This window comes from Rhizobium sp. BK379, from assembly GCF_014193955.1.
Taxonomy (GTDB): domain Bacteria; phylum Pseudomonadota; class Alphaproteobacteria; order Rhizobiales; family Rhizobiaceae; genus Rhizobium.
Genome location: NZ_JACIAD010000001.1, coordinates 1,481,983 through 1,494,954 on the forward strand (window position 1 = coordinate 1,481,983; position 12,972 = coordinate 1,494,954).

Here is a 12,972-nt window from a genome sequence, read left to right on the forward strand (position 1 = left end):
GAAGACCGGCCGGTTACTGATCGCGATCATTGCCGCTTATGCTTAATAAACGGCTAAAGTTCAGAAGTAATTTATCTTATTTCACAAGACTTCATACACCATAAAAACGCCTGCCGGAGAGATACGGCAGGCGTTTTCGAAAGTATTAAAAAAGCTTGTTCGCCCTCTTACTCGGCAGCCTGAAGCTGCTGCGGATCCGGCTTCGGACGCGTCGCATGCGTCATTTCCTCGTGCAGGCGCGCTTCCTCATGGGCATGCGGCTTGGCGAACCGGGCAATCAGGAGATAGGCAACCGGCGTGATGAACAACGTCACCAGCGTCGCGAAGCCGAGGCCGCCGACGATGACCCAGCCGAGCGCCACGCGCGCTTCCGCACCCGCACCATGCGCAAAGACCAGCGGAACGCCCCCAAGAATGGTCGCGATCATCGTCATCATGACCGGGCGCAGGCGAAGCGCGCAGGCCTTCTCGATGGACGAGCGTACGTCCTCGCCGCGGTCACGCAGCTGGTTGGCGAATTCCACGATGAGGATGCCGTTCTTCGCCATGACGCCGACAAGCAGCACCAGGCCGATCTGGCTGTAAATGTTGAGACTGGAGCCGGTGATGACAAGCGCGAAGACCGCGCATGCAAGACCGAGCGGCACCGTCGACATGATGATCAGCGACGACAGCACGCTTTCGAACTGTGCCGCGAGCACCAGAAAGATGATGACGATCGCAAAGCCGAAGGTCAGCGCCATGCCGCTGGAGTTCTCCTCCAGCGTCGCAGCTTCTGCGAGCGGCAGCAGGCGCGCGCCGGCCGGCAACAGCGGTGCTGCCATTTGCGTGACATTCTTCACGGCGTCGCCAAGCGACATACCGTCCTTCAGGCCGGCGGTGATCGCCACCGAGGCGAGCTGCTGTTCACGGTTGAGCTGCGGGGCGACCGAGCCTTCCTTCAGCGAAGCGATGACCGACATCGGCACGATCTTGCCGTCGCCGGTCTTCAGGAAGACGTTTTCAAGATCGGTCGGGTCGTCGATCGGCCGCATCGTCGAGGTCAGAAGCACCGGATAGGATTCGCCATTGACGAAGACGTCGACCACCGATCTTCCTTCGAGCAGCGACTGGATGGCGGTCGAAAGGCCGGTGATATCGATACCGAGATCGGAGGCCCGTTCACGATCGATTGCGACGGAGACTTGCGCCTGCGACGGTTCGTTGGTCAGGCGTGGCGTATCGTACTGGCCGCTGGCATCGAGCTGCTGCACGAGCTTGGCGGCCGCCGCCGTCAGCGCCTCGTGATCATTGCCGATCAGCGCCATCTGCAGGCCGCTGCCGGCGCCGCGAATACGCAGGCTGTTCGACGAGATCGCATTTCCGCGCAGCGCCGGCACCTTTGACGCAGCCTGGTTGATGTCGCGGACGATATCGGCCTGCGTGCGGTGGCGCTCGCCCCAGGGCGCCAGCGTCAGCACCATGAAGCCGCTGTTGGAAGCGCCGCCCTGACCGGAGATCGAGAAGACGTTCCTGATATCGCCGCTGTCGACAAGCGGCTGCAGATATTCCTCCACGAGCTGCAGCTTGTCGCGCGTATATTCGAGGCTGGAACCCTGCGGCGTTGTCAGCCGCATCATCACCATGGCGCGGTCTTCCTCCGGCGTCAGTTCGCTCTTGACCGTGCCGAAAGCGACAACAGCTGCACCGCCGAAGATAAGGGAGAAGACGATGACGACGACAGGCGCGTTCAGGCAGGCATGCAGCGCCCATTTGTAGAGGCCGGCGAAAGCCTCGCCGAAGCGGCCGAGCAATCCGTGGTCCTCGATCATCGGCTTGGTCAGCATGCGAGAGGCGAGCATCGGACACAGCGTCAGTGCCACGATCGACGACAGGCCGACCGAGAAGGCAAGCACGAAACCGAATTCGCGGAAAAGACCACCCACCTGCCCCGGCAGGAAGGACAGCGGAATGAAGACGGCGGCAAGTGTGGCCGTTGTCGCGATGACGGCGAAGAAGACTTCGCGCGTGCCGAGCACGGCCGCCGCGCGCGGCCCCATGCCCTCCGAGCGTCGACGCACGATGTTTTCGAGCACGACGATGGCGTCGTCGACCACGAGACCGGTCGCGAGCACGATCGCAAGCAGCGTCAGGATGTTGATCGAGAAGCCGACCATATAGATCGCCGCCAGCGTGCCGATCAGCGCCACCGGCATCGAGACGGACGGGATCAGCGTTGCGCGCCAGTCGCGCAGGAAGAGATAGATGACGACGGTGACGATGACTGCCGAAAGCAGCAGCGCCAGCACCACTTCATGGATCGCGCCCTCGATGAACACGGCATCGTCGCTGGTGATTGCGATCGTCGTGCCCTTCGGCAGCGTCTTCGAAAGCTGGTCGACGGCAGCATGAATGCCGGTGGAAATATTCAGCGTATTCGACTGCGCCTGGCGGATGATACCGAGACCGATGCCCGGTTTGCCATTGGAACGCAGCGCCGTCTCGCCGTCGCGCGGCCCGAGCGTCACGGTCGCAACATCGTCGAGACGCACATTGTGCTGCAGGATGACGTTCTGGAAGTCCTCGGGTGTCTGCAGGCTGGCGGTTGCGCGCACCACGATATCCTGCATCGGGCTCTTCAGCGAACCGGCCGGCACGTCGAGCGCGGCATTGTCGAGCGCCTTGGTGAGATCACCGATGGTCAGCCCGCGGCTTGCAAGTGCCCCCTGATCGACGTCGACACGGAAGACCTTTTCCTGATCGCCGTATTCTTCGACATCGGCAACGCCATCAACAGAGGCCAGACGGTCGACCACCTCGTTCTCGACGAGCAATGTCAGATCGTCCATGTTGAGCGTATCCGACGTCACCGCGAGGCGCATGATCGCCGAAGAGTCCGAATCCGCCTTGACGATCTGCGGCGCATCCGCCTCATCGGGCAGGTTCTGGGCGATGCGGCCGATTGCGTCACGCACGTCATTGGCGGCAACGGCCAGATCGATGGAATCGGAAAATTCCAGCGTGACACGGCTCTGGCCGAACTGGGAACTGGAAGAGATGGATTTGAGACCGCTGACGCGCGCGACCGCGCCTTCGATGACCTTGGTCAATTCCTGGTCGATCGTCTGCGGCGAAGCGCCGTCGAATGTCGTGCGCACGGTCACGACCGGCCGGTCGACATCGGGCAGCTCGCGCACTTCGACGCCCACATAGGCCGCAAGACCGGCCACCACCATCAGCGTATTGAAGACCAGCGCCAGGATCGGCCGGCGCACGAAGAGTGCGGTGAAGGTCGCCTTGCCGGATTCCGGTTTGTCCTGGTGGATCTCTGTCACGCTCATTGGGCGGCGACCTTGTCGTTTGCGGCAACATCGGTCGCCGTGCGCACAGCGCCGTTCTCGCGCACGCGCTGCAGGCCCTGGGTGACGATCTGATCGCCATCCTTCAAGTCAGCCTTGACCAGCACATAGTCCGGATTGCGCTGCACGACCGTGACCCGCACCTTGTGCGACTTGTCGTCGGTCACCCGCCAGACGAAGGAGCCTTGGGCATCCCACTGGACGGAAAGCGGGTTGACGGCTGGATATTTATCGCCGGCAAACTTCATGCTGACAGCGAAGGACATGCCCGCGCGCAGCTCGTCCGAGCTGTTGTCGATCCGGCCGCGCAGGCGCAGCGTCCGGCTTGCCGCGTCGATACGGTTGTCGACCGCTTCAAGCACGCCCGAAAAGATTTTGCCCGGCCGCGCCACGGACGTTGCCTCAACCACTTGGCCAACGGAAACCGTATTGGCGAAACGCTCCGGCACCCAGTAATCGACGAGGATTTCGGTGCGATCGTCCAATGTCACGATCGGCGTCGAGGTGGTGACATTGTCACCGATATTGACGGGCACGATGCCGACGATGCCGTCGATGGGGGCCACGATATTGCGGCGCTGGAGATTGAGATCGGCGGCCTGCAATTGCAGCCGCGCATTCTGCTCGGCGATCTCGGAATCGAAGACATCCATGCGCGAAACGCTGGACTTGATATTGTGGTAGAGGCTGGATTTCTCGAGCGCGCTATTCAGCGCCACCTGCGCCTGCCCCTGGGCAATGACCTGCTCCTCGCTGTCGAGCTTGGCGAGAACCTGCCCCTGCTTCACCATATCGCCTGACTTGATCAGGATCTCGCGGATCGTACCCGTCGCCTGCGGCGTGACCGCAACGGAGCGGATCGCGTCACCCGTGCCGATCGCATTCAGCCGGTCGTTGACGACGCCCTGCACCACGGCCTGGGTGACGACAAGCACCGCGCCATTGCGTCCGCCGCCACCGCCGCCATTGCGGCGGTTCTGCCCCTGCCCCTGCCCTTGCGCTTGGCCACCTTGAGTCTGCCCCGCGCCGGCATCGGCTGCCTCTTCGCTCTTCGGTGCGATCCTGGAAACGATGCTGTCGGGAATACCGGCATTGCGCATCGTCTCGCCGGCGCCGGGCACAAAATAGACCCACGCGGCAAAGCCGGCGATAATGACGACAAGACAAAGTACAAATTGCTTCCAAAAGGGCATTCACGTCTCCGGAGGGACTCGAGGTTGTCCAGGGTCGGTCGAAAGAGGCGCGCGAGACAAAAAGTCTCACCTGGTGCGACAATATCGCACCTTTCCCCGGCCGGCAGCAAGCACAACCACCCGTCATTACCGATTTGTAATATCAGCAAACTTTGAAAATAACCCGTGCGCTCACTTTTACTTGAACGACGCTAAAGCAGTGTCGGCAAAACTGCGCAGCGATTTCCGTCCGGCACCGCGCCAGGCTTCAGATGCGCCTCTCCCGTCGCCATGTTCCGGGCGAGACGCCGTGGAGCGCGGTGAAGATACGCGTCAGATGGCTCTGGTCGGCAAAACCGCAGGCAACCGCGATCTCGGCAATGGAGGCGGTGCCAAGCAGCATCTGTCGCGCTTTCTCCGCCCGATATTCGAGCAGCCACCGGTGCGGCGTGCGGCCGGTCGATTTCTTGAAGGCGCGAATGAAATAGCTGGTCGACAGCCCGCATTGCGCCGCGACATCCGAGATCGTCGCCTCCCGCGCCGTCAGCGAAGCAAGGAAAGCTGTCGCCATGTTGAGCTGACGCCCCGAGAGCCCGCCGCTACGTTCGGCCGGCAGGTTGATCTTGCCGTAACGCGTCACAAGATGCGCCTGCAGCGCCAGCAGGATGTGATCGATGAAGAGCGCGCTCGCATGCGCCGGCTGGCTGAGCGCCGGGAGCAACGCCGTCGCAAGCGCCTGCACGACAGGATCAAGCTGGCCCTGCCCGCAATCGAGCCCATTGAAGCCCGACCGTCCCGCCTCGTAGCTGAAATCGGCAAGCCCCTGCCGGGAAATATTGAAGCGCATATTGTCGAAAGAGGAGCGATGGTGGCAGCGCCATTCCTCCCCGAGATCGGTGATCGCCAGCGCGCCTGCCGAATGGCCGCCGTCGTGAACGAGCTTGCCGCCGCGCCAGAGGCGATGATTGTCGAAAGGTTTCAACTGGGCGATGACGCTGAAAGCCTCCGCCTGGGGAATCGGCCCGCTTTCGTCATGGTCGGCGCTGGTGCTGCGCATGCGCACGATCGAGACTGCACCGGCTTTCAACAATGAAACCTTTGGCCGAGATGCCAATTCAATCACCCCCGTTTTCGAATTGCCTCCCACTGTCATAATCGCATTGTTTGCTTTCGAAATCCACCTGGCGAAATCGAAACGGCAGCCCCTTCGAGGCTGCCGTCCGCTCGCGTCGCATCGATTCCCTGGTGTCAGGCGGCTTCCTGAAACGCCTGCTCCAGGGTAGCGACGTCGATCTTGATCATCTTCAGCATTGCTTCGGTCATCTTCTTGGCATTGCCCTTGCGCGTGCCGCTCATCATCTCGGCCAGCGCCTTGGGCACGATCTGCCAGGAGAGACCCCAGCGATCCCTGAGCCAGCCGCAATGTTCGGCCGTTCCGCCATTGGCGAGGAAGCCATCCCAGATGCGGTCGAGCTCCGCCTGATTCTCGCAGACGACCTGCACCGAGAAAGCATGGTTGAACTGCTCGAACGGCCCGGCCTGCATGGCGATGAAATTCTGATTGCCGAGCGTGAATTCCACGATCTCGACGCTGCCGGGAGGCCCGCTCGGGGTTTCAGATGGCACTGTCGTGATATCGCCGATCGAAGAATCGGGAACCAGCGAGACATAGAATTCGACCGCTTCGCGCGCCTGTTCGGCAAACCAGAGAAAGGAAATGACCTTGACCATGAACTGTCCTCCTTGAGCTGTTGGTCACTATGGCCCTAGGACGCATGGGCATGGCCTCTCCCGACAGGACGGCGCAATTTTTTCTCGAATAGCGATTTTTCAACGTCTCCGGGGCCTTCCGCGGAGCCTCTTCAGCCGAGAGCAATTTTCGACAAAAGAGGGTCAGAACCGACAATCGGATTTGCCGTTTGCCAAGTAGGTTCGCCGTCAATTCGCAGCCTCGCTCTTGCGGGGAAGCGATGCCGACCGACGCCCGCCAGCCTCTTTTGGCGACAGCCCGGCAGCCCGTTTATTGGCCGCAAGGCCCCACGACCAGGGAGAACGCTCAATGTCCAGATATCTCGAAGTCCTGACACCGGAAAACAGCCAGTTGATCTTCATCGACCAGCAGCCGCAAATGGCCTTCTGCGTCCAGTCTATCGACCGCCAGGCGCTGAAGAACAACGTCGTCGGCCTCGCCAAGGCGGCCAAGACCTTCAAGGTTCCGACCACCATAACCACGGTCGAGACCGAAGCCTTCTCGGGCCACACCTATCCGGAGCTGCTCGCCGTCTTCCCCGAAAACACGATCCTCGAACGCACTTCGATGAATTCCTGGGACGATCAGAACGTTCGCGACGCATTGGCGAAGAACGCCGCCGACGGCCGCAAGAAGGTCGTCGTCTCAGGCCTCTGGACGGAAGTCTGCAACACCACCTTCGCGCTCTCCTGCATGCACGACACCGATTACGAGATCTATATGGTCGCCGATGCCTCGGGCGGCACCTCCGCCGATGCCCACAAATACGCCATGGACCGCATGGTCCAGGCCGGCTGTGTGCCCGTCACCTGGCAGCAGGTGCTGCTCGAATGGCAGCGCGACTGGGCGCGCCGCGAAACCTATGATGCGGTGACGGCTATCGTGAAGGAACATTCCGGCGCTTACGGCATGGGCGTCGATTACGCCTATACCCATGTCCACAAGGCGCCCGAGCGCATCGCGCATGGCAAGCGCATCGGCCCGAACCCGGCCAGGTGAGTTCTCTCCGGGGAGCGGCTTCGTCGCCGCTTCCCCGTTGCCGCATGCCGAAATGAATCGAGGCCCCAAATGAAAATTTATCTCCTCTCCCTCGGCGCCGGCCTGCTCGTCGGCATTGTCTATAGCCTTCTCAATGTCCGTTCGCCTGCGCCGCCGGTCGTGGCCCTCGTCGGCCTGCTCGGCATCCTCGTCGGCGAGCAGGTCATTCCTTTCGCCAAAACGCTGATCAACAAGGAACCGGCAGCGGTCTCGTGGTTGCATCAGATCAAGCCGCACATGTTCGGCCACATGCCCAAGGGCAGCACGCCTTCCGACGCCAAGCCCTCCGACAAGGCTTGATAGCGCTCGCGCTCGAGGACGAAGACCATGGAAAACACGACCGCCGACCTCATCCTGCATCACGGGCTGATCACCACGCTCGACCGCTCCAACCCGGCCGCCACCGCCGTTGCCGTGAAGGACGGCAGGTTCCTCGCCGTCGGCCACGACGCCGAGATCATGGCGCTCAAGGGACCGGAGACCAGGGTCGTCGATCTCAAGGGCAAACGCGTCCTCCCCGGCCTGATCGACAATCACACCCACGTCGTCAGAGGCGGTCTGAATTTCAACATGGAGCTGCGCTGGGACGGCGTGCGCTCGCTCGCCGACGCGATGAACATGCTGAAGCGCCAGGTGGCCATCACCCCTGCACCGCAATGGGTGCGAATCGTCGGTGGTTTCACCGAACATCAGTTCGCTGAGAAGCGCCTGCCGACCATCGACGAAATCAACGCCGTCGCGCCCGATACCCCGGTCTTCATCCTGCATCTTTATGACCGCGCCCTTCTGAATGGCGCCGCGCTGCGCGCCGTCGGCTATACCAGGGACACGCCGAACCCGCCCGGCGGCGAGATCACCCGCGATGCCCAAGGTAATCCGACCGGTCTGCTGCTTGCCAAGCCCAATGCCGGCATTCTCTATTCGACGCTATCAAAGGGGCCGAAACTGCCCTTCGACTATCAGGTCAATTCCACCCGCCACTTCATGCGCGAGCTGAACCGCCTGGGCGTCACAGGCGTGATCGATGCCGGCGGCGGTTTCCAGAACTATCCCGATGACTATGCCGTCATCCAGAAACTCGCCGATGACGGCCAGATGACCGTCCGTCTCGCCTACAATCTCTTCACCCAGAAGCCGAAAGCGGAGAAGGAGGATTTCCTGAACTGGACGGCGTCGGTGAAATACAAGCAGGGCAACGACTATTTCCGCCATAACGGCGCCGGCGAAATGCTGGTCTTTTCCGCCGCCGATTTCGAGGATTTCCGCCAGCCGCGTCCCGATATGCCGCCGGAAATGGAAGGCGAGCTGGAAGAGGTCGTGCGCGTGCTCGCCGAAAACCGCTGGCCCTGGCGCCTGCACGCCACCTATGACGAGACGATCAGCCGCGCGCTCGATGTCTTCGAGAAGGTCAATCAGGATATCCCGCTCGAAGGCCTCAACTGGTTCTTCGACCATGCCGAGACCATTTCCGAACAGTCGATCGACCGCATCGCAGCCCTTGGCGGCGGCATCGCCGTGCAGCACCGCATGGCCTATCAGGGCGAATATTTCGTCGAGCACTACGGCGTGGGCGCCGCAGAAGCCACCCCGCCCGTTGCCCGCATGCTGGAAAAGGGTGTGAAGGTTTCGGCCGGCACCGATGCCACGCGCGTTGCCTCCTATAATCCCTGGGTCTCGCTCTCCTGGATGATCACGGGCCGCACCGTCGGCGGTTTGGCGATCTATCCCCGCCGCAATTGCCTGGACCGTGAAACGGCCCTGCGCATGTGGACGGAAAACGTCACCTGGTTTTCCAATGAGGAAGGCAAGAAGGGCCGCATCGAAAAGGGCCAGTTCGCCGACCTCATCGTGCCGGACAAGGATTTCTTCGCCTGTGCCGAAGAGGAAATCTCCTTCCTCACCTCGGAGCTCACCATGGTCGGCGGCAAGATCGTGTATGGATCAGGCATTTTCGCCAGTCTCGACGAAAACCCGGTTCCGCCGGCCATGCCCGACTGGTCGCCGGTGCGCAGCTTCAGGGGATATGCTGCCTGGGGCGAACCCGAAGGTGCCGGCAAGAACTCGCTGCACCGCCGCCTGATCTCCGCCTGCGGCTGCGCCAATGATTGCAATGTCCATGGCCATGCCCACGCTGATGCCTGGGGTTCGAAGGCGCCCGTCTCCGATCTCAAGAGCTTCTGGGGTGCGCTCGGCTGCGCCTGCTGGGCCGTTTGAGGATAGATGCATGCATGCCTTTGAAATCCAGCTTGCATCCTTCGTCCGCCCTCTTTTCGGGGCAGCGTGGATGCGCTTCATCGCCTATCTCGGTCTCTGCGCCGCCTATCTGCAGGGCGGCCTCAACAAGCTCACGGATTTTCCGGGCGCGATTGGCGAAATGACCCATTTCGGCCTGTCGCCGGCACCGGTCTTTGCGGCGATCGTCATCATCATGGAACTTGCCGCCTCGCTCATGATTCTCGCCGGATTCCTGCGCTGGCTCGGCGCTCTCGCGCTCGGCGGCTTCACGCTGATGGCTACTTTCCTCGCCCTGCGTTTCTGGGAATTGCCCGTGGGAATGGAGCGCTTCATGGCCACCAATTCCTTCTTCGAGCATCTCGGCCTCGTCGGCGGCTTCCTGCTCGTCGCCTGGCTCGATCTTGGGCACAAGGCATAGGCAACCTACACCAAAGGATCGCTTACACGGCCATTTGAAACATGTTTCCTGATCGCGTCACGCACCACGGTGCAGAAAATCGCGCCAGCAGGCGAATACCTCCCAACCCCAAGCATAGGACAGAGACGATGCCGACGATCACCACCAAGGACGGAACGACGATCTATTATCAGGATTGGGGCAACGGCCAGCCGATCCTCTTCTCCCATGGCTGGCCGCTCTCGGGCGATGCCTGGGAAGTGCAGATGCTTTATTTCGCCCAGCAGGGCTACCGTGTCATCGCTCATGACCGCCGCGGCCATGGCCGTTCCTCCCAGCCGTGGAACGGCAATAATATGGATCAGTATGCCGATGACCTCGCCGAGCTCATCGAGAAGCTCGATCTGAAGAACCTCGTCATGATCGGCCACTCCACCGGCGGCGGCGAAGTCGCCCACTATATCGGCCGCCATGGCACGAGCCGCGTCGCCAAGGTCGTGCTCGTCGGCGCCGTGCCGCCGCTGATGCTGAAGACCCCTGCCAATCCCGAGGGCACGCCGATCGAAGTCTTCGACGGCATCCGCAAGGGCACGGCCGGCGACCGCTCGCAGTTCTACCGCGATCTGACAATGCCCTTCTACGGCTTCAATCGCGACGGCGCCAAGGTCAATGAGGGCCTGCGCGAAACCTTCTGGCTGATGGGCATGGCCGGCGGCATCAAGGGCCATTACGACTGCATCCATGAGTTCTCCGAGGTCGATTACAGCGACGACCTCAGGAAGATCGACGTCCCGGCGCTGCTCATTCACGGCGATGCCGACCAGATCGTGCCGATCAAGGCCGCCGCCGAAAAGGGCATCAAACTTTTGAAGAACGGCACGCTGAAGGTCTATCCGGGTGCCCCGCACGGCCTTGCCCAGACCGAAGCCGACAAGTTCAACGCCGACGTTCTCGCCTTCATCAAGGCGTAATCCATGAGAGCGGCCGGCCGGGCCGAAGGAGATACATACATGCTTCGTCTATCGTTAGCCCTTGTTGCCCTTCTCGGCCTGACCGGCGCTCCGGCCCTTGCCACCTCGCCACAGTCAGGCGTCGGCCCGCAATATGATACGACCCATGTCTATGTCGCCCCCGGCGACGTGGACGCCTTCGCCAGGAGCTTCCTCGCCACGTTCGGCGGCACCAGCACCAGGCAGGTGACGGCAACGGTGACGCCGACGCCAAGCAGCACCACGTCGCAGCTCCTGCAGACACCGGTTGGCACCGTCTCGCTCTTCGGCTTCAAGACGCCGATCCCCTACCCCTTTGGAAGCGAACGCACAGGCTACCTCGTCACCGATCTCGACAAGGCCGTGGCCGCCGCCAAGGCTGCCGGCGCCGATGTGATCGTCTCAGCCTTCCCCGACCCGATCGGCCGCGACGCCGTCATCCAGTGGCCGGGCGGCATCAACATGCAGCTTTACTGGCACACGACCACGCCGAATTATCCGGCCTTCACGACAGTCCCGGAAAACCGGGTCTACGTGTCGGCTGATCGGGCCGCGGCTTTCACCCACGCCTTCCTTGCCTTCTCGCACGGCAGGGTCGTTTCCGATGAAGAGAAGGCGCCGGGTATCGAGATCGGCCTTCCGGATCAGACCTTTCACCGCTTGCGCATCGAATCCGTTTTCGGCCGCATGACCGTACTGGTCACCGACGGCCATCTGCCCTTCCCCTACGGCCGCGAGATGACCGGCTATGAGACGGCCGATCTTGACGCGACGCTCCAGAAAGCCAGGGACAGCGGTGCCGAGATCCTCGTCGAGCCCTATCAGTCTGGCGAGCGCCGAGCAGCCATGGTGGAATTTCCGGGCGGCTATATTGCCGAAATCCACGCCGCCGCGGCACACTGACGAACGAATATACAGAGGGGGAAAAGACCGATGCGCCCAGCCCTGCCCGTGCTTCTGAGCTTTACCGGTGGTTATGTCGATACAGCAGGCTTCCTGGCACTTGGAGGTCTCTTTCCCGCCCATGTCACCGGCAACTTCGTCACCCTCGGTGCAGCGCTGACCCACGGCACATCGGGCATCATCGCCAAGCTTCTGGCGCTGCCCGTCTTCTGCCTGACGATCCTCCTGTTGCGCTACCTCACCTACAAGGTACCCGCCGGTGACGAGAAAGGTTTGCGCATCCTGCTCGTCATCAAGCTATTGTTCCTGATCGCTGGCGGCGCCTGCGCCATCTGGCTTTCGCCCTTCACCAATCCGGATGGCCTGCCGCTGGTCGCAACCGGCATGCTGCTCGTCATCGCCATGGCGGTCCAGAACGCCGCTCACCGCATCCATCTCGGCGCGTCACCGCCGAGCACGCTGATGACCGGCACGACGACGCAGATCATGATCGATCTCGGCGATCTCGCCCATGGCATGTCAGGAGATCAGGCAAAGACAGTGAAAGGCCGCCTGTCGCGCATGGCAATTGCAGTGGCCGCTTTCGCGCTCGGCTGCGGCCTGGCCGCCCTGCTCTTTGCCACCGTCGGCATCTGGTGCCTGGCGCTACCGCCGCTCTTTGCCCTGGTGTCGGTCTGCCTGGCCTTTGCCGGGCCGAAGGCTGCCTGAGAACAGCGCTTAGCCGCCGATGCCGCTGCCGGCGGTCGCAGCCTCAGCCACGGCAATGCGCTGTCGCAGTGTCGCCTTGCGTGCCCGAATCTCAAGCGAAATGAGTTCAGCAACCGATCCATTGCGGCGCAGCAAGGCGATCGTGCTCAACACGGGAGACACGATGGCGGCGAGGACGGTTCCGAGGCCTTCACCACTGTCCGGCAAACCATTCGCCGCGATCAGCGCGACAACGGCGATCAGCAGGATCAGATTGGCAAGAATGGCGATGACATGCATATGGCTCTCCCGACGGCTGGCGCGAAACCATAGTTGAGGTCCAGGAGGACCACAACTCCTGCGCAGGCTTCCCGACCGGGCAACCAAACCTGCTGAGGATAGCGCAGCCGCTGGGAATGAAAGCAGAACATCTTTTCTGGTCTTTCCTTCCCGAATCACTACA

Annotated in this window: 12 protein-coding genes; 7 read left to right on the forward strand and 5 right to left on the reverse strand. The window is 62.0% G+C overall.

All coding sequences use genetic code 11. From position 1 onward, the window contains the following. Window positions 1-167: 167 nt before the first annotated feature. The 4 genes from FHT93_RS07690 to FHT93_RS07705 all read right to left on the reverse strand — a co-directional run bounded on the left by FHT93_RS07690 (window position 168) and on the right by FHT93_RS07705 (window position 6,241). Window positions 168-3,320, reverse strand: a complete 3,153-nt coding sequence (locus FHT93_RS07690; RefSeq protein WP_183846955.1) for an efflux RND transporter permease subunit — start codon at window positions 3,318-3,320, stop codon at window positions 168-170. Next, entirely contained in the window at window positions 3,317-4,531 is a 1,215-nt protein-coding gene (locus FHT93_RS07695) for an efflux RND transporter periplasmic adaptor subunit (protein WP_112969276.1), read from the reverse strand. The genes FHT93_RS07690 and FHT93_RS07695 overlap by 4 nt, the downstream gene beginning before the upstream one ends. A 247-nt stretch (window positions 4,532-4,778) precedes the next feature. Further along, window positions 4,779-5,597 carry an AraC family transcriptional regulator gene (locus FHT93_RS07700; protein WP_246781566.1) on the reverse strand — a complete coding sequence of 273 codons (819 nt, stop codon included), beginning with the start codon at window positions 5,595-5,597 and terminating at the stop codon, window positions 4,779-4,781. A 161-nt stretch (window positions 5,598-5,758) separates the two neighbouring features. Then, window positions 5,759-6,241, reverse strand: coding sequence for a VOC family protein (locus FHT93_RS07705; RefSeq protein WP_018115690.1), 483 nt, complete (start codon window positions 6,239-6,241; stop codon window positions 5,759-5,761). Window positions 6,242-6,569: 328 nt separating this feature from the next. Between FHT93_RS07705 and FHT93_RS07710 the strand changes: the two genes are divergently transcribed. From FHT93_RS07710 to FHT93_RS07740, 7 genes are all read left to right on the forward strand, one after another. Continuing rightward, window positions 6,570-7,259 carry a hydrolase gene (locus FHT93_RS07710; protein WP_183846957.1) on the forward strand — a complete coding sequence of 230 codons (690 nt, stop codon included), beginning with the start codon at window positions 6,570-6,572 and terminating at the stop codon, window positions 7,257-7,259. Between the two features lie 69 nt (window positions 7,260-7,328). Then, window positions 7,329-7,598 (forward strand): XapX domain-containing protein, encoded by a 270-nt coding sequence (locus FHT93_RS07715; RefSeq protein ID WP_018115692.1) that lies wholly within the window; start codon window positions 7,329-7,331, stop codon window positions 7,596-7,598. 27 nt (window positions 7,599-7,625) lie between these two features. Continuing rightward, complete coding sequence (locus FHT93_RS07720) at window positions 7,626-9,512, forward strand: amidohydrolase (RefSeq protein WP_112541285.1); 1,887 nt, start codon at window positions 7,626-7,628, stop codon at window positions 9,510-9,512. A 10-nt stretch (window positions 9,513-9,522) separates the two neighbouring features. Continuing rightward, window positions 9,523-9,951, forward strand: a complete 429-nt coding sequence (locus tag FHT93_RS07725; protein WP_112541284.1) for a DoxX family protein — start codon at window positions 9,523-9,525, stop codon at window positions 9,949-9,951. A 128-nt stretch (window positions 9,952-10,079) separates the two neighbouring features. Beyond that, on the forward strand, window positions 10,080-10,901 hold the full coding sequence (locus tag FHT93_RS07730) for an alpha/beta hydrolase (RefSeq protein WP_029868989.1): 822 nt from the start codon (window positions 10,080-10,082) through the stop codon (window positions 10,899-10,901). A gap of 39 nt (window positions 10,902-10,940) precedes the next feature. Beyond that, complete coding sequence (locus FHT93_RS07735; RefSeq protein ID WP_183846959.1) at window positions 10,941-11,822, forward strand: glyoxalase; 882 nt, start codon at window positions 10,941-10,943, stop codon at window positions 11,820-11,822. Window positions 11,823-11,852: 30 nt separating this feature from the next. Further along, window positions 11,853-12,530: a YoaK family protein gene (locus FHT93_RS07740; protein ID WP_113016608.1), complete on the forward strand. Its 678-nt coding sequence runs from the start codon at window positions 11,853-11,855 to the stop codon at window positions 12,528-12,530. A 9-nt stretch (window positions 12,531-12,539) separates the two neighbouring features. On the opposite strand, the gene FHT93_RS07745 is transcribed toward FHT93_RS07740, so the two are convergent. Continuing rightward, window positions 12,540-12,809, reverse strand: a complete 270-nt coding sequence (locus FHT93_RS07745) for a hypothetical protein (protein ID WP_018115698.1) — start codon at window positions 12,807-12,809, stop codon at window positions 12,540-12,542. Window positions 12,810-12,972: the final 163 nt, after the last annotated feature.